This is a genomic window from Caulobacter segnis (assembly GCF_019931575.1).
Taxonomy (GTDB): Bacteria; Pseudomonadota; Alphaproteobacteria; order Caulobacterales; family Caulobacteraceae; genus Caulobacter; species Caulobacter segnis_C.
The window spans coordinates 1809667-1830431 of record NZ_CP082923.1; the positions used below are offsets into that span (position 1 = coordinate 1809667).

Below are 20765 nucleotides of genomic sequence, written 5' to 3' on the forward strand. Positions count from 1 at the left end.
CGGCCGCCTACATGCTGTAGTCCGACCTTGGTGGCAATTGGCTTGACCATTTTCCGGTCTAGAGCGTCACGCCCGATTTCCAGATGGCGATCTCGCGCTCGCCGTTCAGCTCGGCCTTGGTGGCCTTGCCCGAGGCGGTGTCGACCACGAGGTCCATCAGGCGGTCGGCGGCCTCGTCCATCGAGACGCCTTCCAGCACCTGGCCGGCGTCGAAGTCGATCCAGCCGGGCTTGCGCTGGGCCAAGCCCGAATTCGAGGCGATCTTCAGGGTCGGGGCGGGAAAGCCCAGCGGCGTGCCGCGACCGGTGGTGAACAGGATCACCGTGGCCCCGGCGGCGGTCAGGGCCGTCGACGACACCGCGTCGTTGCCGGGCGCCTCCAGCAGGGTCAGGCCGTGCGGGCCGACCTTCTCGCCGTAGCGCAGCACCTCGACCAGCTGGGCCCGGCCGCCCTTCTGCACCGCGCCCAGGGACTTCTCCTCCAGGGTGGTGATGCCGCCGGCGATGTTGCCGGGCGACGGGTTCTCATAGATCGGCTGGTTGTTGTCGATGAAGTAGCGCTTGAAGTCGTCGATCACCCCGACGGCCTCGTCGAAGATCGCGCGGCTGGCGGCGCGCTGCAGCAGCACGTTCTCGGCGCCGAAGACCTCGGGGATCTCGGTCAGGACCGGGGTGCCGCCGGCGTCGGCGACCTTGTCGGCGATGCGGCCGACCAGCGGATTGGCGGTGACGCCCGAGAAGCCGTCCGAACCGCCGCACTTCAGGCCCACGACCAGGTCCGACACCGGGATGGGCTCGCGGCGATCCCGCTCGGCGATCTCGACCAGGGCCTCGACGGCGGCCAGGCCGTCCTCGAGTTCGTCCTCGACCATCTGGGTGGTGAAGCTCTTCAGGCGATCGCGGTCGATCTCCGGCGCGCTGTCGAGCAGGGCCTTCAATTGGTTGTTCTCGCAGCCCAGGCCCAGCAGCAGCACGCCGCCGGCGTTGGGATGACTGGCCAGGGCGGCGATCAGCTTGCGGGTGTGGGAAAGGTCGTCGCCCAGCTGCGAGCAGCCGAACGGGTGGGGGAAGGCGAAGACGCCGTCGACACGACCGGCGAAGCGCTGGTTGGCCTTCTCGGCGATGCGGCGGGCGGTGTTGGCTACGCAGCCGACCGTGCACAGCACCCAGATCTCGTTGCGGGTGCCGGCCCGGCCGTTCTTGCGGCGATAGCCGTCGAAGGTGCGAGCCGGGGCTTCGGCGTGCGGCTCCGGCGCGGTCGGAGCGAAGCTGTAGCCCTCGACGCCCTCCAGGCGGGTGTGGACGTTGTGGACGTGGACATGGTCGCCGACCGCGATGTCGACGACCGCCCGGCCGATCGGCCAGCCGTACTTCAGGACGTCTTCGCCAGCGCTGGCAGAGCGAATAGCGATCTTGTGACCCTTGGGGATGTCGATGCGCACCGTGATCGGCTGGCCGTGCAGCTCCAGCGTCTCACCGGCGACGAGGTCGCGCAGGGCGGTCGCCACGTGGTCGCGAGGGTCCACCGGGTGGATCGATTCGCGTTTGGCCAGGGTGGTTTCAGTCATCTCGGATCGTCGTCGCTGGAAGGAGTGTCGTCAATTTAGACGTTCAGTGACATGGTAACCGGTGTCAGTCTGCTCGCAAGCAGACGTTTCGTCCTAGGTTGGCGACGCTTGCGCCGCTAGAGTATGACAAAAGAAAATGACTTAGGCTGCTGGAAACGCCGTGACCTCTTCGAAGACGCCTTCCTCGTCCCCGGAAGCCTCGAGTCCCGAGGGCAGTGAGAACGGCGTGGAGGGCGGTCGCCGCCGCGCCACGATCAACGACATCGCGCGTCTGGCGGGCGTGTCGAAGAAGACCGTCTCTCGGGTCATCAATCAGTCGCCGTTCGTCCGCGACGAAACCCGCGAGCGGATCGAGGCGGTGATCGCCGAGTGGGGCTACGCCCCCGACCCGCAGGCGCGGGGCCTGGCGTTCCGCCGCTCGTTCCTGATCGGCATGATCTACGACAACCCCAACCCGCAATATGTCGTGAACATGCAGCTGGGGCTGCTGGACGGCATGCGCGGCTCGGGCTTCGAGCTGGTTGTCCACCCCTGCAACCGCGCCAGCCCGACCTTCCTGCAGGACATCCGCGCCTTCGTGGAGCGTCAGAAGCTGTTTGGCGTGGTGCTGCCGCCGTCGGTGTCGGAGGACGACCGCGTCGCCAAGCTGCTGAACGAGATCGGCTGCTCGTACATCCGCATCGCCTCGGTCGAGCTGGACAAGCCCGAGCACATGATCGTCGGTCACGACCGCATGGGCGCGGGCCAGGCCGCGCGCCACATCATCGAGCTGGGTCACAAGCGCATCGCCTTCATCTCGGGTCCCGACACCTTCCGCTCTTCGCACGAGCGGCGAGGGGGCTTCGAGGACGGCCTGGCCGAGGCCGGGCTGAAGCTGGCCGAGAAGGACATCGTCCAGGGCGCCTACACCTTCGAGTCCGGCGTGGCCTGTGGCGACGTCCTGCTGGCGCGGACCCCGCGTCCGACGGCGATCTTCTGCGGCAACGACGAGATGGCCGCGGGCGTTCTGCAATCGGCGCGCAAGGCGGGCCTGTCGGTGCCGCAAGACCTGTCTGTCGTCGGCTTCGACGACTTCCAGATCGCTCAGGCCGTCTGGCCGCCGCTGACCACGGTCCACACCCCGACCCGCGAGATCGGCAAGATGGCCGCCGAGAAGCTGATCGGCGTCGAGCGGCGCGAGCCGCGCGACATGACCAAGACCGAGCCGAGCCTGGTGGTGCGCGAGTCCTCCGGGCCGGTTCCCGTCTAGAGCATTCGCGGCCCCTTCGGGTTGCATCGGATCATGACACCGGTTACCAAGCGGGCCGCAGCGGCCGCCGGTGAGATAGGGAGCAGACGCACAGCCATGCCCAGGCCTCTGAATTTCCATGAAGATCGGTTGTTCCCGGCGGACGCGACGACGCGGTCGTACGCGCGGGGGCTGTATGGGCTGGTCAAGGACCTGCCGATCATCAGCCCGCACGGCCACACCGACCCGGCCTGGTTCGCGACCAACGAACCGTTCCAGGACGCCACCGACCTGCTGCTGGCGCCCGACCACTATCTGTTTCGGATGCTCTACAGCCAGGGCGTCTCGCTGGACGCCCTGAAGGTGCGCTCCAAGGCCGGCGTTCCGGCCACCGATCCGCGCGCGGCCTGGAGGCTGCTGGCCCAGAACTTCCACCTCTTCCGCGGCACGCCCTCGTGGATCTGGCTGAACCACGTGTTCTCGAAGGTGTTCGGCTTCACGGAGGTTTTCGACGCGACGACCGCCGACGACTATTTCGACCGCATCAACGAGGCCCTGGCCACCGACGCCTATCGGCCCCGGGCCCTGTTCGACCGCTTCAACATCGAGACCCTGGCCACCACCGAGGGCCCGCACGAGGTCCTCAAGCACCACCAGGCCATTCGCGAGAGCGGCTGGGGCGGCCATGTGATCACCGCCTATCGCCCCGACGCGGTCATCGACTTCGAGGACGAGCGCGGTCCGCGCGCCTTCGAGCGCTTCGCCGAGGTCTCGGGCCAGGACGTCTACAGCTGGAAGAGCTACCTGGAGGCCCACCGCCTGCGCCGGCAGGCCTTCATCGAGGCCGGGGCGACGTCTTCGGATCACGGCCACCCGACGGCGGCCACCGCCGACCTGTCGGACGTCGAGGCCGAGGCCTTGTTCGCCGACCTGGTGAAGGGCGACGTCACGCCGCAGAAGGCCGAGCTGTTCCGGGCCCAGATGCTGACCGAGATGGCCAAGATGAGCCTGGACGACGGCCTGGTCATGCAGATCCACCCCGGCTCGCACCGCAACCACAATGTCGGCCTGCTGAACTCCCACGGCCGCGACAAGGGCGCCGACATCCCGATGCGCACCGAATATGTCGATGCGCTCAAACCCCTGCTGACCCGCCTGGGCAACGACCCGCGCCTGTCGGTGATCCTGTTCACCCTGGACGAGACCACCTACAGCCGCGAACTGGCCCCGCTGGCCGGTCACTATCCAGTGCTGAAGCTGGGTCCGTCCTGGTGGTTCCACGACAGCCCCGAAGGCATGATGCGCTTCCGCGAGCAGGTCACCGAGACCGCCGGCTTCTACAACACCGTCGGCTTCAACGACGACACCCGCGCCTTCCTCTCCATCCCCGCTCGACACGACGTCGCACGCCGCGTCGACAGCGCTTTCCTCGCCCGCATGGTCGCCGAACATCGTATGGACCTCGTCGAAGCCGAGGACCTCATCGTCGACCTGACGTACAACCTGCCTAAGAAGGCCTACAAGCTGGATCAGCGTCCCGATTGGGCTCGTCCCACCTCGGTGCTGCCCGCCGCCGCCGAATAAGAACACCCTTCCGGAGACTTCCCGATGTTCGCCAAGACCTACCACGCCACCCATCCGGACATGATGTTCGCGGTCAGCAACGACGACCTGCGCGACCGTTACCTGATGCAGGGCCTGTTCCAGGACGGCCAGATCGTCCTGACCTACAACCACGCCGAACGCTTCGTCGTCGGTGGCGTGGTGGCTACTTCGGCCGTCAAGCTGCCCGACCAGACCGAGCCCGCCTCGGCCGCCGGCCACCCGTTCCTGGAGCGCCGCGAGCTGGGCGTGATCAATGTCGGCGAAACCACCGGCAAGATCACCGTCGACGGCGTGGCCTACGAGATCGTTCCGCGTGACGGCCTGTACGTCACCATGGGCGCCAAGGACGTGACCTTCGAAGGCCTGAACGGTGAAGCCGCGCGCTTCTACCTGGTCAGCCTGCCGGCCCACGCTTCGTTTGAAACCAAGAAGCTGGCCTTCGCCGACGCCGTCGCCCTGGAGCGCGGCGCGCTGGAAACCAGCAACGAGCGCACGATCTACCAGTACATCGTCCCGACCACCTGCAAGTCGGCCCAGCTGCTGCTGGGCATGACCGTGCTGAAGCCGGGCAGCGTCTGGAACACCATGCCGCCGCACCTGCACGACCGCCGCTCGGAAGCCTATTTCTACTTCGGCCTGGGCGAGAACGACCGGGTCTTCCACTACATGGGCGAGCCGGACGAGATGCGTCACATCGTGATCGCCAACGAGGAAGCCGTGATGAGCCCGCCGTGGTCGATCCACATGGGCTCGGGCACCGCCAACTACACCTTCATCTGGGCGATGGGCGGCGAGAACCTCGACTACACCGACATGAACGTGCTGGATATCTGCCAGCTGAAGTAGGGCCGCGAGGCCACGCGCTCCCGTATCATCCCGGCCGGAGCGCAGCGTAGAGCCGGGACCGCCGCAAGCGAACGTGGCGGTCCCGGATCGACCTTTCAGGTCGTCCGGGATGACACCTATTTTGAACAGGAACTCGACATGGCCAATCCGTTCAGCCTCGAAGGCAAGGTCGCGCTCGTCACCGGCGCCAACACCGGGATCGGGCAGGGGATCGCCATCGCCCTGGCTGCCGCCGGCGCGGACATCGCCGCCGCGGGCCGCAGCGAGCCGACCGAGACCCAGAAGGCCATCGAGGCCCTGGGCCGCAAGTTTCTGTCGATCAAGGCCGACTTCGGCTCGGTCGAGCCCGTCCAGCGCGTGATCGACGAGACCGTCTCCGCGTTCGGCAAGGTCGACATCCTGGTCAACAACGCCGGCATCATCCGTCGCGCCGACTCGATCGAGTTCTCGGAAGCCGACTGGGACGCGGTGATGGACACCAACCTGAAGGTCGTCTTCTTCCTGACCCAGGCCTTCGCCAAGCAGGCCATCAAGCAGGAGACCGGCGGCAAGGTGATCAATATCGCCTCCTTGCTCTCGTTCCAGGGCGGCATCCGCGTGCCGTCGTACACGGCCGCCAAGTCGGGCCTGGCCGGCCTGACCAAGATCCTGGCCAACGAGTGGGCGACCAAGGGGATCAACGTCAACGCCATCGCGCCGGGCTATTTCGACACCAACAACACCGAGGCCCTGCGCGCCGATCAGGACCGCAACGCCGCCATTCTGGCCCGCATCCCGGCCGGCCGCTGGGGCCGTCCGGAGGACATCGGCGGCGCCGCCGTGTTCCTGGCCTCGTCGGCCGCGGACTACGTCCAGGGCATTACCTTGCCCGTCGACGGCGGCTGGCTGGCCCGCTAGCGAAACAAATCCGCGCAAATACACGATGGTAGCGCAACCATTGTGCCGGGTGGCTTTTCCCGCCCGGTGAAGCGCGGTAGAGGGCGCCGCGACGTCAGGGGAGGGGAGTCCTCTGACGCGCTCTCTTGATCCATTCCAGTACGGGGCGGCGGCCTTCGTCGCCCCTGGAGTCCGCGCATGCGCAACCCGGCCCTGTCGATCGACGCCGACCGCCCGACCAGCCGCCACGTCCGCCAGAACGCCAATCTGCTCAGCGATCTGCTGATCGAGGCGATCACCTATCTGGAGGGGGAGGAGGCCGCCGCCCTGGTGGCCAAGGCGCGGATGGCGGCGTCGCGCGAGGACGTGGCCAACGGCGACGCCCCGGTGCTGGACCACCTGTTCTCCAACCTCTCGACCGACCAGGCCGTGTTCCTGGCCCGCGCCTTCGCCAGCCATTCGCTGCTGGCCAATATCGGCGAGGACGTCGCCGGCCGCCGCCGCCACGCCGAGGTCGACGCCCAGCCGGGCGACGAGCGCCCCCGCACCCTGATCGACGCCGTCCGCATCCTGAAGGACCACGGCAAGACCGACGCGGAGCTGGCCAAGATCTTCGCGGCCATGAACGTCGTGCCGGTGCTGACCGCCCACCCCACCGAGGTGCGCCGCCGCAGCATGGTCGACCGCGAGACCGAGATCTCGCGCCTGATGGCCCTGCGCCGCCACCACCTGCCGCCGGACCTAGACGCCGAGATCCGCGAGGGGCTGTTCCGCGAGATCGCCCTGATGTGGCGGACCCGCCTGTACCGTCCCGAGCGGATCACCGTGAAGGACGAGATTCGCAACGCCCTGTCGATCGTTCGCACTTCGATCCTGCCGGCGATCATCGACCTGTATGGCGACTGGACGGCCAAGATCGGCTCGCACGGCCATCTCGCGCCGCTGTTGAAGATGGGCTCGTGGCTGGGCGGCGACCGCGACGGCCACCCCGGCGTCAACGGCGACACGCTGAAGCTGGCCTTCGCCAGCCAGTCCCGCGTGATCCTCGACTGGTACGCTGGCGAGGTGCGCAAGCTGTGGTCGAACCTGGCGGTCTCGACCGCCTACACCCCGGTCTCGGAGGAGCTGCTGGCCCTGGCCGCCCAGAGCAAGGATCCGTCCGTTCACCGGCTGGACGAGCCCTACCGCCTGGCGCTGGAGCTGATCTTCGATCGTCTCTCGGCGGTGTCGCAGAAGCTGACCAACCAATGGGTCGCCTTCGCCAATGGCCGGACGGATGTCGAACCCTACGGCCACCCGGACGCCTTTGTCGCCGACCTGTCGATCATTATCGACAGCCTGGAGCGCAACGGCGGCGAGCGTCTGGTCGGCTCGGCCTTGCGCACCCTGGTCGAGGTGGCCAAGGCCTGCGGCTTCCACCTGATGAGCCTGGACCTGCGCCAGAACGCCGACGTCCACGAGCGCACCCTGGACGAGCTGTTCCAGCGGGCCGGCACGGGCGTCGCCTACCTCAAGCTGGACGAGGCGGCCCGCTGCAAGGTCCTGATCGAGGAGCTGTCGCACCAGCGTCCCCTGGTCTCGCCGTTCACCGCCTACAGCGAGGAGACCAGCAAGGAGCTGGCCACCATGGAAGCCGCCGCCCAGGCGGTGCGCGACTACGGCCACGGCTGCATCGGGGCCTATATCATTTCGAAGTCGGCGACCCTGTCCGACATTCTCGAGCCGCTGGTGCTTCTCAAGCAGGTCGGCCTGGTCTGGGGCGGCGCCGCGCCGCGCGCCTCGGTCAAGGTCGCGCCGCTGTTCGAGACCATCGGCGACCTGGAGAACGGCCCGGCCGTGCTGCGCCAGTGGCTGGAGCTGCCGTTGTCGCGGACCATCCTGGGCGACCGGCCGGTGCAGGAAATCATGCTCGGCTACTCGGACTCGAACAAGGACGGCGGCTATGTCGCCTCCCGTCGGGGCGTGGCGAAGGGGGCCTCGGCCCTGGCCTTCGAGGCCGACCGCATGGGCGTGGGCCTGCAGCTGTTCCACGGCCGCGGCGGCAGCGTCGGGCGGGGCGGGGGGCCGGCCGCCGAGGCCGTGCTGGCCCAGCCCGCCGGCACCGTCCAGGGCCGCATCCGCATGACCGAGCAGGGCGAGATGATCGCCCGCCGCTTCGGCGACCAGCCCACCGCCCGCCGAAACCTCGACGGCCTGGCCGCCGCCGTGCTGATGTCCAGCGAGCGCCCGGTCCTCAAGCCCGACCCCAAGGTCGAGGCCGCCATGACCGCCCTGGCCGAGGCCTCGTTCCACGGCTTCCGGGCCCTGGTCTATGACGACCCGGCCTTCGAGGACTTCTTCTGGTCGGTCACGCCGATCAGCGAGATCGTCGGCCTCAACATCGGCAGCCGCCCGGCCAGCCGCACCGCCAGCCGCAAGATCGAGGACCTGCGGGCCATCCCGTGGGTGTTCAGCTGGTCGCAGGCTCGCTTCATGCTGCCGGGCTGGTACGGTTTCGCCTCGGGCGTCGAGCGGGCCGGCCTGTCGGTCGAGCAGCTGCGCGACCTGGCCGGCAACTTCGATTTCTTCGCCTCCCTCCTGTCCAACATGGAGCTGGCCCTGGCCCAGAGCCACATGGGCATCGCCAGCCGCTACGTCGATCTGTCTCCGGACAAGGCCGACGCCGCGCGGATCTTCGCGGCCATCCAGCGCGAGCACGAGGCCGCCTCGGGCCTGGCCCTGGCCATCCGGGGCGGTTCGGCCCTGCTGGACAACCAGCCTGACCTTGCCGAGTCGGTGGCCCTGGCTGGCCGTTCGGTCGACCCGCTGAACCACCTGCAACTGGAGCTGCTGTCGCGCCGCCGGGGCGGGGACCAGGACGAGGAACTGCGCCTGGCCATCCAGCTGACCGTGGCCGGCATCGCCGCCGGCCTGCGCAATACGGGCTGAGCCTTCTGTCCGACCGCCCTGGCGCGCGCCGGGGCGGCGGATATCCAAACCTGATGAATTTCAAAGTCTTGCTGGCCGCCAAAACCAGGCTTCGCGGCGCTTGCGCGAACCGGCGGTTTCTGATTATGTGCGCATGACACCGGTAGCGAAGTGGCTTGGCCACTTTCCTGGTCTTCGGTGACACCGGTGTCATAACGGTTCGGATTCAGCGTCGTGGTTGGTCCGTCTCGTTTGCGGCTCTTTGAGCTCGCTCCTGCGCAAACTTTTGGGGCGTCGGCGAAATCCGACGCCCTCAATTTTGCGCTCGGCGCGTGCGGGAAGCGCCGACGGAAAGAGGTTCGGGGAAGGAAGCGACGACCAGCGATTTCACGCGGACAGGCCGATGGTCCAGGACCAGCCTGTGAATTCCGCGCCGCGAGACCCTTAAGTTTGACGTTGCGGCAAGCCCGGTGTGGCGCTCGCGCCCAACGCGGTCTAAGGGAACGCCCTGAGCCACTACCGGCGAAATATTGCGCGCGCGGCGGCCCCAAAAGCCATCCGCGCAAGAACGATCCTTCGGGAAGGAGTTTGAGATGGTGAAAGACCGTATGGCGGTGCTGACCGCCCTGATGGACCAGGGCGTGATCCCGGTGTTCTACCACCCGGACGTCGAGGTCTGTAAGAACGTGATCCAGGCCTGCGCCGACGGCGGCGCGCCCTGCATCGAGTTCACCAACCGCGGCGACTTCGCCAGCCACGTCTTCTACGAAGTGACCCGCTACTTCGATAAGGCCGATCCGCGCGTGATCATGGGCGTGGGCTCGATCGTCGACGCCCCGACCGCCGGCATCTACATCGCCAACGGCGCCAAGTTCGTCGTCGGCCCGATCCTGAACGCCGACGTCGCCAAGGTCTGCAACCGTCGCAAGATCCCGTATTCGCCGGGCTGCGGTTCGGCCTCGGAAATCTCGTACGCCGAGGAACTGGGCTGCGAAATCGTCAAGGTGTTCCCGGGCTCGTCGGTCGGCGGCCCCGATTTCGTCAAGGCGGTGCTGGGCCCGATGCCCTGGACCCGCATCATGCCGACGGGCGGCGTCGATCCGGACGAGGCCTCGGTGAAGAAGTGGTTCGGCGCTGGCATCGTCGCCGCCGGCATGGGCTCCAAGCTGATCACGCAAGAGCTGCTGGACGCCAAGGACTACGCGGGCATCTCCAAGAAGGTCCGCGAGACGGTAGACCTGATCAAGAAGGTTCGTGGGAAGGCCTAAGACCAAATGACCGACAACATCCTCAACATCCGCCCGGCTTCGGAAACCAAGTGGGACTGCGCTTCCTTCGGTGAAGTGATGCTGCGTTTCGACCCGGGCTTCGGCCGGGTGCGCAACGCCCGTCAGTTCCAGGTCTGGGAAGGCGGCGGCGAATACAACGTCGCCCGCGCTTTCCGGAAGTGCTGGGGCAAGCGCTCGACCGCCGTCACCGCCCTGCCGGTGAACGACCTGGGCTGGCTGGTCGAGGATCTGATGATGCAGGGCGGTGTCGACACCTCCCACATCATCTGGCGCGACTTCGACGGCCTGGGCCGCAACACTCGCGTCGGCCTGAACTTCACGGAGAAGGGCTTCGGCGTTCGTCCGGCCCTGGGCTGCTCGGACCGTGGCCACTCGGCCGCCTCGCAGATCCGCCCCGGTGAAGTGAACTGGGAAAAGCTGTTCGGCGAGGAAGGCGTGCGCTGGTTCCACACCGGCGGCATCTTCGCGGCCCTGGCCAGCAACACGGCCGAAGCGGTGATCGAAGCCGTGGAAGTGGCCCGCAAGTACGGCACCGTCATCTCCTACGACCTGAACTACCGCGCCTCGCTGTGGAAGTCCCAGGGCGGCAAGGAAGGCGCCCAGAAGGTCAACCGTCACATCGCCCAGTACGTCGACGTGATGATCGGCAACGAAGAAGACTTCACCGCCTGCCTGGGCTTCGAAGTCGAAGGCCTGGACGAGCACATCAGCGCGATTGACCCGGCCAACTTCAAGAAGATGATCGAGACCGCTGTGAAGCAGTTCCCGAACTTCAAGGTCGCCGCCACCACCCTGCGCAACGCCAAGACCGCTTCGGTCAACGACTGGTCGGCGATCCTGTACGCCGGCGGCGAGTTCTACTCGTCGATGATGCGCGAGAACCTCGAGATCTACGACCGCGTCGGCGGCGGCGACGGCTTCGCTTCGGGCCTGGCGTTCGGCTTCATGGAAGGCAAGGGCCCCCAGGCCGCCGTCGAGTACGGCGCGGCTCACGGCGCCCTGGCCATGACCACCCCGGGCGACACCTCGATGGTGCGCCAGGCGGAAGTCGAGGCCGTGATGAAGGGCAAGGGCGCGCGGGTCATCCGCTAAACGCCTCTTTCTCTTTGAAGAGCGAGGAGAAGCCCTCGGCCGTAAGGCCGGGGGCTTTTTCTTTGACGTAGGGCGGCGTTTCGTTGCCGTCCTCGTCGCATTCGACCTTCTGGTAGCCCGGTGGAATGGGCTCTCCGGGCTTGAAGTAGCTGATCGCGCCATATGCGCCGCGATAGGTGTATTGCTTGCGTCGCTCGATCTGGTCGTGAAGCGCGATGAACCGGGCCATGATCATGACTTTCAGACGATCTTTGTCGCGGACGTAGCGCCGGCTGGCGCGGGTGCCGCTGGTGGAGCGCTTCAGCCGTGGCTTTCGAGGAAGGGGCATTTGGGGAGCTCCTGAAATCCTCCCCCGCTAGGGGGAGGATTGGGGCGCGTGGAAACCGCTCAGCGGTGCGACCGTGAGGTTAGGGGAGGGATGCGAGGCGCCGGACGTTCGTCCGGAGTGTGAGTAGTAATTACCGTTTTCGACGAAGCCCGACGCCTCGCGCGATCGTTTTCCATCAGCGTCCCGTCGGGTGGCCCTGTTCAGGCCTTACCGGGACCCAGGTCTCCCGTTTCCGAGAGCCCTAGCGGTAGGAGAGGACGGGCTTGCAGCCAGACGCGCCCTTTTGCCTCCAACCACGCCGACGGCGGGCGGGTCTGGCCAGCAACCAGATCCCCGGACCGTTCGAGTATCCCCCTCGAACCTGTCCCCGCTCGACCGCCCCCCAAAGCCGCGAAGGTCGCTGGCCGCGCGCCCTCCCCAGTGCTTCGAGGTGGAAGCAGGATAGGGCCGCTTTGGGAGGGGAGGATGAAAAGGCGGGAACGCTCGTCGAACGCCTCTGGAAACCCTCTCTCTTCGAGAGAGGGAGGGGCCCGCGCCGTTAGGCGTGGGAGGGCGAGAGGTTACGAGGACAACCTCGAAATCATCTTTTCTTCCAGTATCTTGCGGCCGCGCCCAATCCAGAATGGGTGAAACCTCTCACCCTCCCATGCTGCGCATGGGCCCCTCCCTCTCTCAAAGAGAGAGGGGTTCTACGCCCGTTCCTTGACGAGCGTTGGCGCGCTACTTCGCCGAGAACGACACCACCACCGGCGCCGCCGGGACGTCGGCCAGCGACTTGAAGAATCGATTGCTGGGGCTGTTGAAGCCAACCAGGTACGTCCTGCCGGCCTGCACCGTGCAGTTCAGGCTGTAGCTCTTGCCGTCCGGCGATTGGGTCGGTGGGGCAGGGCAGTTGGGGTAGCTCTCGCGATCGCGCATCACGAAGGCGAAGCTCTTTGGCTGCATCGGCCGGTCGAACGTCACCTTCAGCGTCAACGGGCCCGCCGGGACGACGTCGCCCGGCTTGGGATAGGTGGCGACCACGCGCGGCGGCGTGGCGGGGTCGGGGGCGGCTTGGCCGGAGACGGCCAGAGCGGTGAACGCGCCAACGACGGAAGCCAGGATGACCAAGGCGGAGACTCCCAGAAGCACGGGCCAGCGGGCCCGCAGGTTGAAGACACGCGCCTCGATTGCCGCACCGCCGCCGTGTCCGACCACCCCGATTTTCTCGTCACGACTTTCTTGGGCGACAAGGCGCGCCAGCTCTCGACTGCTGCCGACGCCGGTCTTGCGGCGCGCCTCGCGCAGTCGCTCGTTGACGGCGGCTTCGGACGCGCCAAGCAAGTCGGCGGCGCTCTTGGCGGTGTGGCCCTGGGCTAGCAGCAGCAAGGTCCGGCGCTCGGCGTCGGACAGGCGCGAAAGGTCAGACATGGAAGCCCCAGGACGAATGGGGGCAGGTCAGCACGCTTCGGTCGAGGCCCGCAACAGCGGCGCTAGACCTCGCCGCGCAGTTTCGCGTTCACCGCCAGGCTTTCTTCCATGCGGGCCAACTGCTCTGGCGTGGCGGGCTTCTGATGCTTGGTCTTCCACTCGGCGGCCGGCATGCCGTGGACGGCCGTGCGGGCGTCGTCCTTGCTGATCGCGCCTTCGGACGCTTCGCTGACCCAATCGCCCAGGCAGTTGCGGCAGAAGCCGGCCAGGCCCATCAGGTCGATGTTCTGGGCGTCGGCGCGCATCTGGAGATGCTCGACCAGGCGGCGGAAGGCGGCGGCGGCGTGGCGGTCTTCGATCTCGAGGGTCATGGTCTTCGATCCGGGTTCAGGCCGCATTTTGTCTAGAGACTAAGCCGAATGAGCGCGAGAGTGCGCGGCCTCTTTCGACAGGATTCGACCATGGACTTCTCGCGGCTTCGGACGACCAGCAAGGTCACGGACGAGTGGACCTATCCGCAGGGCGCGCCGCTGCGCACCGGATGGCTCCGCGTCGACACCGCGCCCGACCACGAGCTCTACTGGGAGGAATACGGCCGCGCCGACGGCGAGCCGGTGATGTTCCTGCACGGCGGGCCGGGCGGGGCCTGCGCGCCGGTGATGTCGCGGTTCTTCGATCCCGACCGCTATCGCGTGATCCTGTTCGACCAGCGCGGCTGCGGCAAGAGCCGGCCGACCGTGGCCGCCGACGGGCCGGAGAAGGCCCTGGCCCACAACACCACCGACCACCTGGTCGCCGACATCAACGCCCTGCGCGAGGCGCTGGGAATCACCGGCAAGATGCATGTCTTCGGCGGCAGCTGGGGCAGCACCCTGGCCCTGGTCTACGCCATCCGCAATCCGGACAAGGTCGCCTCGCTGATCCTGCGCGGCATCTTCCTCGGGTCCAAGGAGGACCTGCTCTACATGTACCAGGGCAATGCGGCGACGTTCGAGACGCAGCCGTACGCCCTGACCGAGCCTGGCGCCTACATCGCCTATCCCGACGAGTGGAAGGTCTTTGTCGAGGTCATTCCGGCCGACCGGCGGGGCGACATGATGGGCGCCTACAAGGCGATCTTCGACATGGTGCCGACGACGGACGCCGAGCGCCGGCGCCAGCTGGAGGCGGCCCTGGCGTGGTCGGTGTGGGAGGGGACGATCTCGAACATGATCCCGGCCGACGAGGACGCGGGCAAGTTCGGCGAGGCCGAGTTCGCCCTGTGCTTCGCCCAGATCGAGGCCCACTTCTTCGCCAACCACCTGTTCCTGAGGCCCGACGAGATCACCAGCGGCGTGGGCGCGCTGAAGGGTGTTCCGGTCCACATCGTCCACGGTCGCTTCGACCAGGTCTGCCCGCTGACCCAGGCCTCGCGGCTGGTCCAGGCCCTGGAGGCGGCGGGTCTGCCGCCGGCGACCTATGTCCGCACCGACGCGGGCCACAGCGCCATGGAGGCCCAGACGGTGCTGGCCCTGACGGCGATCATGGACGGTCTGCCCCGGATCTAGCGGGTCATCACGATCGCGCGCCTCGACGGAACGGCCCGGGCGAGTCCCGGGTTGTTCTGCCGTGGTTCAATCGTGCGAGGTCGCGAAGATGTCGTCGCCAGTTCAAAGGCTTTCCGTGGCCGTGCTGGCGCTGTGCGTGGGGATGGGGGCGGCCGACGCGGCGCTGGCGGGCAAGCAGGACAAGGCCAAGGTTCCCCAGACCTCGGCGGAGGCCAACACCGACAACCTGGGCTCGGCCGTGGTCGCGCCGCTGCGCGATATCAACGTCGTGCGTTCCCAGATCCCCGACCTGCTGAAGCAGGCCGTCGCCGACCCCTATGCGCCGCCCAAGACAGGGTGCGAGCCGCTGAAGGCCGAGATCGACACCCTCGACGCCGTGCTGGGCGACGACTACGACGACCCCAAGGACGACAACAAGGGCGAGGGGATGGGCAAGCCCGTCCTGGGCGTGGTGGCCAGCACCATCACTGACGTCATCCCGATGCGCGGCTGGGTCCGCCGCCTGACCGGGGCCGAGCGCCACGACCAGCAGGTGCGCGACGCCATCAAGGCCGGCTTCGTGCGGCGCGGCTACCTGAAGGGCCTCTACAACGCCGGCACCTGCAAGGGGAACCGCACCGTCTTCGTCGCCGCCAAGCCCGCGCCCAAGCCGGTGTTCGTGGCGGCCCAGCCCGCCGCGCCGCCCGCGCCTGTCCAGGTGGCGGCCGAGCCGGTCCCGATCCCCGTCAACGCCCCGCTGGCGCCGTTCACCACCCTGCGCGTGGCGGCTTCGGACGCGACCGGCGTGCCGTAGGTCCTAGCCCCGCACGAAGATGTTCCGCAGCCACTGCGAACCGGCCTTGGCGGCCTGGCCCCAGTCTTCTTCGTCGTCGAGCGCCTCGGGCTTGTAGCCGACCGGGTCGAACACCTTCAGACGCGGGACCTTGGCGAAGGCGGCGGGGGATCGGGTGGTCAGGGTCAGGCCATGCTCCAGCGCCGTGGCGGCCAGCAGGGCGTCGCGCGGGTCGGCCAGGGGCACGTGGGCCCGGCGGCGGACCACGGCGACGTCGATCGCCAGGATCCGGCCCTCGAAGGCGGGGACGACGCGGTTGTCCAGCCAGTCGCGCAGGGACGCGCCGCCATTCCGGTTCTTGAGGGTCTTGTCCTTGCGCTCAGCGCGGCTGGCGGCGCTCTCCAGCTCCAGCAGGGTCAGGGCCGAGACGAACAGGCTGGAGCGGGCGGCCTTGGCGGCCCAGGCGGTCAGGCCCGGATCCGCGCCGCCGGCCTTGGCGTCGCGCAGCTGGAAGACGATGTCGGTGTCGAGGAGGTGCATCAGGGCTCGCTCCGGCGGTCCCAGGTCTCGGGCTGGCGGGCCCCTTCCAGGTCGATGGGGGGCAGGTCGACGGCGGGCAGGCCAGGCATGGCCAGGAGGTCGACGATGGTCTCGGTCTGGCCGATCAGCCGGCGATAGGTCTCGACGCTCATCAGCACGTGGGTGGGGCGGCCGCGATCGGTGACGAACACCGGTTCGATTCGCGCCGCGCGCTTGGCCTGGCTGACGTCCTGATTGAACGCGCGACTGGTGATGATCTTCATGACGAGGCCGCGCCCCCGGTAGCGATGACAGGGCTGTCTTGTAGGTACGTTACTACATCGTGTCGTTACGGCAACAGATAATTGGCCAACGAAAACAATCGACTGACAAGGTTGTCAAAAACGCTTTCGACGCATTGCGCTCGCACCGTTTTCCTGCGCGGCATGGGGCCAAGGCGCAAAGCCAGACGACATTCATTAGGGGGCTAAGACGGTGTCAGACCTATTCGCGCAGACGTTCGCCACGGCGGCCGATGTGCTGAACGCGCACGGACCTGCGACCAAGGCGGCGGTGAAGAGCTTCTCGCCGACCGACTTCAGCGTTCACTTCTTCCTGCAACTGGCCGTGATCATCCTGACCTGCCGCGTCGTCGGCTGGCTGGGCCAGAAACTGCTGAAGCAGCCCCAGGTCGTGGGCGAGATGATCGCCGGCGTGGTGCTGGGTCCGTCGCTGCTGGGCCTGCTGTTCCCGCACTTCCAGCTGGCCCTGTTCCCCAAGGAGACCAAGAGCGTGCTGTATGTCGGCGCCCAGCTGGGCGTGGGCCTCTACATGTTCATGGTCGGCACCAGCTTTCAGGCCGGCCACTTCAAGGCCAAGGCCAAGAGCGCCATGAGCGTGTCGTTCGCCGGCATCGCCGCGCCGTTCGTCATCGCCGCGCTGATCACGCCGTTCCTGCTGAAGGTCCCGGGCCTGTTCGCCGCGGGCATCAGCCAGGCGAACGCCACCCTGTTCATGGGCGCCTGCATCGCCCTGACCGCCTTCCCGATGCTGGCCCGCATCATCAACGAGCGCGGCCTGGCCAAGACCTCGCTGGGTACGCTGTCCCTGACCGCCGGCGCCTTCGATGACGCCGTCTCGTGGTGCGTGCTGGCCCTGGTGCTGGCGACGTTCGGCGGCGGCCCCGGCGTGGCGGGCCTGGCCATCGGCGGCGGCCTGCTGTGGGTGCTGTTCGTCACCACGTTCGGTCCCAGGATCCTGGCCCCGCTGGGCCGCATGGTCGAGCGCGACGGCGAGATGAGCCCGACCGTGCTGGCGCTGGTCCTGCTGGCCTTCTGCACCTCGGCCTTCCTGATGGACGCGGTGGGCATCCACGCCATCTTCGGCGGCTTCATCCTCGGCGTGGTCATGCCGCGCGGCAAGCTGGTCGAGGAGCTGAAGCGCAAGGTCGAGCCCGTCGCGGTGGTCATGCTGCTGCCGATGTTCTTCACCTATTCCGGCCTCAACACCCGGATGGACATGGTCAACTCGCCCCAGCTGCTGCTGATCGCCCTGGGAATCCTGGCCTGCTCGATCCTGGCCAAGTGGGGCGCCTGCTACATCGCCGCCCGCGTCACCGGCGAGAACCATGCGACCGCCATGGGCATCGGCGCCCTGATGAACTCGCGCGGCCTGATGGAGCTGATCATCATCAACATCGGCCTGCAGAAGGGCATCATCGGCCCGACCCTGTTCTCGATGCTGGTGCTGATGGCGATCGTCACCACGGTCATGGCCAGCCCGCTGTTCGAGGTGGTCTACGGCAAGAAGGCCCGCGAGAGCGGCGAGCTGGGCGCGGTGCCCGACGCGGCGCGGGCCTGACGATCCTTCGAGAGGCATGATCCTGGGCCCGCTTCGGCGGGCCCTTTTTCTTTGGAAAAATAGTCACGGCGCGATGTCGGCTGGCGGCGAGCCGGTTCGTCCTTGTCCCGAGGCGTCCAGACGGGCGCGGCTCGAACAGGGAGACGGACAATGCGGGTCATGGTGTTCGCGAAGGCCAGTGGGGACAGCATCTCGGGTGCGGCCCCCACGCCGGAACAGCTGGAAGCGTTCGCGGCGATGGATCGGTTCACCGAGGAGCTGGTCGCGGCCGGCGTCTTCGTCGCCGCCGCCGGCCTCAAGAACGACGCCCAGGCCAAGCGCGTCGTCATCAATGGCGGTGAGCGCATGGTCCTCGACGGACCGTTCGCCGAAACCAAGGAGTTGATCGCCGGCTTCTCGATCTGGGAGGTCAAGGACATGGATGAGGCCGTGGCTTGGGCCCGGCGGGCGCCCGCCGTCACGGCCGGCCGAAGCGAGATGGAGTTGCGGCCGTTCTACGAGGTCGAGGACCTGGCCGAGTTCGTCACGCCCGAGGAGCTGGCGACGCCACGCGACGGGGATCGCGGACGGCTCGGCGTGGCGTGAGGGCGGGGGGGGCGGCTTCGGGGGGCGCCGCTCAGCTGGCCCACCCCGATTTCATGCTCCATCGCCGCTCAATCCCCGCGAAGGCGGGGATGAGCGGGCTTGAGATGCTCTAGGCTAGGTGTCGATCCAGCCCAGATCCTATCGTGAAGTCAGTGGTTTAGCTTCTGTCGGAGTCGCGTTTCCGACATAGGAACGCAATCCTGTCGAGCGCCGTTTGCCTCCTCGCCTCCGCCTTTTCGGCGTGGCCAATCATCAGGGACGCAGACGACCATGAACGAGACCCGCGACAACCAAGGCCTGCAGCAGCAACCGAACGACGCCCAGCGTCAGCAAGCCGGTCAGCAGAACCAGCAAGGCGAAACCCAGCCGCCGCAGCAGCAGCAGAACCCCCAGCAGGCCCAGCCGGGCCAGCAGAACCAGCAGGCCGACCGCGACCGTCGCCAGAATGAAGGCGTCGAAGGCACGGACCAGGACGGTCTGGACGACGGCGGCCTGGCCGGCGGCAACGGCGACATCCGCCCCGGCCGCACGGGCGACGGCGGCGCCGAACGCTGATCCAGTGAGGGCCGCCTTCGCGCGGCCCTCCTTTCTTTTCCACGATCCCGGAGAGATGCCGTGTACGGTGGCGACCGTCTTTCGCGCCTGGGCGCGTTCAGCCCGCGATTTCCCGACGCCGAGGCCCTGCACAGGGGCCTGGCGCATTGGAACCATGACCGTCTGGCGCCGAGCGCGCCGAGCGACGACTGGCGGGAGGATCTCGACCGCGAGATCCTGATGCGCCGGATCGAGGGCGCGTTCATCGAGGCCTTCCGGAGCCACGTCGCGCCGCTGGTCGAAGACGTCCCTCAAGACGCCGAAGGGTTCATCACCTGGTTCGAAGCGCTGAAGGACCATGGCCCCGGCCAGTGGGACCCGCTGTTCGACTGGCTGGAGGGCGAGGCCTCGCTGGAGGACCTCAAGTGGTTCCTGACCCAGGAAGCGGCCGGCGAGGCCGGCTTCGACGACCTGGTGGCCATGACCCAGGTCAAGGTCCCCGATCGCGCCAAGCTGGAGCTGGCCCGCAACTACTGGGACGAGATGGGGCGGGGCAGCGCGCGCGGCATGCACGGCCCGATGCTGTCGCGGACGACGGCGACGTTGGGCCTGACGCCGACCATCGACACCACGCTCTGGCAATCGCTGTGCCTGGCCAACACCATGACCGCCTTCGCCACCACGCGCCGCTATGTCTGGCAGTCGATCGGCGCCCTGGGCGTGGTCGAGCTGACCGCTCCGACCCGCGTGGCCTGCGTCGACGCCGGCCTGAAGCGCGTCGGCGTCTCGCCCGAGGCCCGCAAGTATTTCGCCCTGCACGCCCAACTCGACATCGAGCATTCCAAGGCCTGGAACGCCGAGGCCCTGGTCCCGCTGGTGTCGGAGGACCCGTCCCGCGCCCGCTTCATCGCCGAGGGCGCGGTCATGCGGCTGATCTGCGGCGAGCAGTGCTTCGACACCTACCGCGCCCACCTCTGGGCCCACGCCCATCCGCTGGTCTACGCGGCCGAATAGCGGCGGCCGTCCTCCGGAACCGGCGCCACAGCCGCGCCGTTGTTCAGACAATCGTGGCCAGGCCAGAGCGGCCCGGCCTTGTCGCCAATCAGGGATGTTCAAGCGAATGCGATCGATCCTTCTGATGCTTCTCGGGGTGCCGCTTCCCATCATCCTGCTTCTCGCCTTCTGCACGCATCACTTCTGAGGATCCGGTCATGTCCAACGGATCCGATTTCATCACCCCTGACGTCGCGCCGGACGAGCTGCAGTCGGCGGTCAGCTGGGATGCGATCCTGGCCGGGGCCGCGGCGAGCATCGCCATGCTGTTCGTCCTCCTGTCGCTCTGCGCCGGGTTCGGCCTGAAGGTGTCCCCGCGCTGGCCTGGCGGGGTCTCGGCGGAGGATTTCACGCCGATCGTGGGCGCGGCCTTCGTGGCCTGCCAGATCGTGGCCAGCATGCTGGGCGGCTATCTGGCCGGCCGCTTGCGGACCAAGTGGCTGCACGTCCACGACCACGAGGTCCACTTCCGCGACACCGCCCACGGTCTCCTGGCCTGGGCGGCCAGCGTCGTGGGCCTGCTGCTGCTGGGCGTTCTCGCGGCTCCCGACGCGACCACGGCCGCGCCATCCCCGGCCGAGATGCTGCGGGCCGCCCATATCGGCGCGCAGCTTTCGCTGTTCCTGGGTGTCGGCGCCCTGACCAGCGCCTTCTCCGCCAGCGTCGCCGCCGCGATCGGCGGGACGCGGCGCGACGACATGCACCGGCTGCATCGCACCATGCGGTGATGACCTGGCGGGGAGGGGC

20 protein-coding genes and 1 pseudogene are annotated in these 20765 nt (G+C 67.7%); 14 read left to right on the plus strand and 7 right to left on the minus strand.

What is annotated here, in order from left to right; translation table 11 throughout:
- Positions 1-58: 58 nt before the first annotated feature.
- Complete coding sequence (locus K8940_RS08515) at positions 59-1567, minus strand: UxaA family hydrolase (RefSeq protein ID WP_223394650.1); 1509 nt, start codon at positions 1565-1567, stop codon at positions 59-61.
- Between the two features lie 160 nt (positions 1568-1727).
- Between K8940_RS08515 and K8940_RS08520 the strand changes: the two genes are divergently transcribed.
- From K8940_RS08520 to K8940_RS08550, 7 genes are all read left to right on the plus strand, one after another.
- Complete coding sequence (locus K8940_RS08520) at positions 1728-2816, plus strand: LacI family DNA-binding transcriptional regulator (RefSeq protein ID WP_223394652.1); 1089 nt, start codon at positions 1728-1730, stop codon at positions 2814-2816.
- A 96-nt stretch (positions 2817-2912) separates the two neighbouring features.
- On the plus strand, positions 2913-4379 hold the full coding sequence (uxaC, locus tag K8940_RS08525; RefSeq protein WP_223394654.1) for a glucuronate isomerase: 1467 nt from the start codon (positions 2913-2915) through the stop codon (positions 4377-4379).
- 24 nt (positions 4380-4403) lie between these two features.
- Entirely contained in the window at positions 4404-5246 is an 843-nt protein-coding gene (kduI, locus tag K8940_RS08530) for a 5-dehydro-4-deoxy-D-glucuronate isomerase (RefSeq protein ID WP_223394656.1), read from the plus strand.
- 138 nt (positions 5247-5384) lie between these two features.
- Positions 5385-6143, plus strand: coding sequence for a 2-dehydro-3-deoxy-D-gluconate 5-dehydrogenase KduD (gene kduD / locus K8940_RS08535; protein ID WP_223394658.1), 759 nt, complete (start codon positions 5385-5387; stop codon positions 6141-6143).
- 177 nt (positions 6144-6320) lie between these two features.
- Positions 6321-9050, plus strand: coding sequence for a phosphoenolpyruvate carboxylase (gene ppc, locus K8940_RS08540; RefSeq protein WP_223394660.1), 2730 nt, complete (start codon positions 6321-6323; stop codon positions 9048-9050).
- Between the two features lie 572 nt (positions 9051-9622).
- Complete coding sequence (locus K8940_RS08545) at positions 9623-10297, plus strand: bifunctional 4-hydroxy-2-oxoglutarate aldolase/2-dehydro-3-deoxy-phosphogluconate aldolase (RefSeq protein WP_013078701.1); 675 nt, start codon at positions 9623-9625, stop codon at positions 10295-10297.
- Between the two features lie 6 nt (positions 10298-10303).
- Positions 10304-11410, plus strand: coding sequence for a sugar kinase (locus tag K8940_RS08550; protein ID WP_223394662.1), 1107 nt, complete (start codon positions 10304-10306; stop codon positions 11408-11410).
- On the opposite strand, the gene K8940_RS08555 is transcribed toward K8940_RS08550, so the two are convergent.
- The 4 genes and pseudogenes from K8940_RS08555 to K8940_RS08570 form a co-directional block, all read right to left on the minus strand.
- Positions 11400-11738, minus strand: coding sequence for a hypothetical protein (locus K8940_RS08555; RefSeq protein ID WP_223394664.1), 339 nt, complete (start codon positions 11736-11738; stop codon positions 11400-11402). The genes K8940_RS08550 and K8940_RS08555 overlap by 11 nt on opposite strands.
- 293 nt (positions 11739-12031) lie before the next feature.
- Positions 12032-12181: pseudogene (locus tag K8940_RS23940) on the minus strand (hypothetical protein); the annotation flags it as partial.
- A 277-nt stretch (positions 12182-12458) separates the two neighbouring features.
- Entirely contained in the window at positions 12459-13148 is a 690-nt protein-coding gene (locus K8940_RS08565) for a helix-turn-helix domain-containing protein (RefSeq protein ID WP_223394666.1), read from the minus strand.
- Positions 13149-13210: 62 nt separating this feature from the next.
- Positions 13211-13519, minus strand: coding sequence for a DUF1244 domain-containing protein (locus K8940_RS08570; RefSeq protein WP_223394668.1), 309 nt, complete (start codon positions 13517-13519; stop codon positions 13211-13213).
- Between the two features lie 90 nt (positions 13520-13609).
- Between K8940_RS08570 and pip the strand changes: the two genes are divergently transcribed.
- Together pip and K8940_RS08580 are read left to right on the plus strand one after the other, a co-directional pair.
- Positions 13610-14695: a prolyl aminopeptidase gene (pip, locus tag K8940_RS08575; protein ID WP_223394670.1), complete on the plus strand. Its 1086-nt coding sequence runs from the start codon at positions 13610-13612 to the stop codon at positions 14693-14695.
- An 88-nt stretch (positions 14696-14783) separates the two neighbouring features.
- A complete protein-coding gene (locus K8940_RS08580) occupies positions 14784-15488 on the plus strand; it encodes a hypothetical protein (protein ID WP_223394672.1) in 705 nt (234 codons plus the stop codon).
- Positions 15489-15491: 3 nt separating this feature from the next.
- Here the strand turns inward: K8940_RS08580 and K8940_RS08585 are convergent, their stop codons facing one another.
- Together K8940_RS08585 and K8940_RS08590 are read right to left on the minus strand one after the other, a co-directional pair.
- Positions 15492-16007 carry a PIN domain-containing protein gene (locus tag K8940_RS08585; RefSeq protein WP_223394674.1) on the minus strand — a complete coding sequence of 172 codons (516 nt, stop codon included), beginning with the start codon at positions 16005-16007 and terminating at the stop codon, positions 15492-15494.
- On the minus strand, positions 16007-16270 hold the full coding sequence (locus tag K8940_RS08590; RefSeq protein ID WP_223394676.1) for a type II toxin-antitoxin system Phd/YefM family antitoxin: 264 nt from the start codon (positions 16268-16270) through the stop codon (positions 16007-16009). The genes K8940_RS08585 and K8940_RS08590 overlap by 1 nt, the downstream gene beginning before the upstream one ends.
- A gap of 211 nt (positions 16271-16481) precedes the next feature.
- On the opposite strand from K8940_RS08590, the gene K8940_RS08595 reads away from it, so the two are divergent.
- The 5 genes from K8940_RS08595 (at position 16482) to K8940_RS08615 (ending at position 20746) form a co-directional block, all read left to right on the plus strand.
- Positions 16482-17846, plus strand: coding sequence for a cation:proton antiporter (locus K8940_RS08595; RefSeq protein WP_223394678.1), 1365 nt, complete (start codon positions 16482-16484; stop codon positions 17844-17846).
- A gap of 150 nt (positions 17847-17996) precedes the next feature.
- A complete protein-coding gene (locus tag K8940_RS08600; protein ID WP_223394680.1) occupies positions 17997-18431 on the plus strand; it encodes a YciI family protein in 435 nt (144 codons plus the stop codon).
- Positions 18432-18701: 270 nt separating this feature from the next.
- The gene (locus K8940_RS08605) at positions 18702-18986 is read left to right on the plus strand and encodes a hypothetical protein (RefSeq protein ID WP_223394682.1); all 285 of its coding nucleotides are present in this window, start codon (positions 18702-18704) and stop codon (positions 18984-18986) included.
- A gap of 60 nt (positions 18987-19046) precedes the next feature.
- Positions 19047-19979, plus strand: coding sequence for an iron-containing redox enzyme family protein (locus K8940_RS08610; protein WP_223394684.1), 933 nt, complete (start codon positions 19047-19049; stop codon positions 19977-19979).
- Between the two features lie 197 nt (positions 19980-20176).
- Positions 20177-20746 (plus strand): hypothetical protein, encoded by a 570-nt coding sequence (locus K8940_RS08615; protein ID WP_223394686.1) that lies wholly within the window; start codon positions 20177-20179, stop codon positions 20744-20746.
- Positions 20747-20765: the final 19 nt, after the last annotated feature.

What these genes read in the sequence shown, in the direction of transcription:
- K8940_RS08605 (WP_223394682.1), top strand. Translation starts at nt 18,702, where the DNA reads ATGAACGAGACCCGCGACAACCAAGGCCTGCAGCAGCAACCGAACGAC.
- K8940_RS08600 (WP_223394680.1), top strand. Translation starts at nt 17,997, where the DNA reads ATGCGGGTCATGGTGTTCGCGAAGGCCAGTGGGGACAGCATCTCGGGT.
- K8940_RS08570 (WP_223394668.1), bottom strand. Translation starts at nt 13,519, where the DNA reads ATGACCCTCGAGATCGAAGACCGCCACGCCGCCGCCGCCTTCCGCCGC.
- K8940_RS08580 (WP_223394672.1), top strand. Translation starts at nt 14,784, where the DNA reads ATGTCGTCGCCAGTTCAAAGGCTTTCCGTGGCCGTGCTGGCGCTGTGC.
- K8940_RS08585 (WP_223394674.1), bottom strand. Translation starts at nt 16,007, where the DNA reads ATGCACCTCCTCGACACCGACATCGTCTTCCAGCTGCGCGACGCCAAG.
- K8940_RS08545 (WP_013078701.1), top strand. Translation starts at nt 9,623, where the DNA reads ATGGTGAAAGACCGTATGGCGGTGCTGACCGCCCTGATGGACCAGGGC.
- pip (WP_223394670.1), top strand. Translation starts at nt 13,610, where the DNA reads ATGGACTTCTCGCGGCTTCGGACGACCAGCAAGGTCACGGACGAGTGG.
- K8940_RS08565 (WP_223394666.1), bottom strand. Translation starts at nt 13,148, where the DNA reads ATGTCTGACCTTTCGCGCCTGTCCGACGCCGAGCGCCGGACCTTGCTG.
- kduI (WP_223394656.1), top strand. Translation starts at nt 4,404, where the DNA reads ATGTTCGCCAAGACCTACCACGCCACCCATCCGGACATGATGTTCGCG.
- K8940_RS08550 (WP_223394662.1), top strand. Translation starts at nt 10,304, where the DNA reads ATGACCGACAACATCCTCAACATCCGCCCGGCTTCGGAAACCAAGTGG.
- K8940_RS08590 (WP_223394676.1), bottom strand. Translation starts at nt 16,270, where the DNA reads ATGAAGATCATCACCAGTCGCGCGTTCAATCAGGACGTCAGCCAGGCC.
- uxaC (WP_223394654.1), top strand. Translation starts at nt 2,913, where the DNA reads ATGCCCAGGCCTCTGAATTTCCATGAAGATCGGTTGTTCCCGGCGGAC.
- K8940_RS08515 (WP_223394650.1), bottom strand. Translation starts at nt 1,567, where the DNA reads ATGACTGAAACCACCCTGGCCAAACGCGAATCGATCCACCCGGTGGAC.
- K8940_RS08555 (WP_223394664.1), bottom strand. Translation starts at nt 11,738, where the DNA reads ATGCCCCTTCCTCGAAAGCCACGGCTGAAGCGCTCCACCAGCGGCACC.
- ppc (WP_223394660.1), top strand. Translation starts at nt 6,321, where the DNA reads ATGCGCAACCCGGCCCTGTCGATCGACGCCGACCGCCCGACCAGCCGC.
- K8940_RS08615 (WP_223394686.1), top strand. Translation starts at nt 20,177, where the DNA reads ATGTCCAACGGATCCGATTTCATCACCCCTGACGTCGCGCCGGACGAG.
- kduD (WP_223394658.1), top strand. Translation starts at nt 5,385, where the DNA reads ATGGCCAATCCGTTCAGCCTCGAAGGCAAGGTCGCGCTCGTCACCGGC.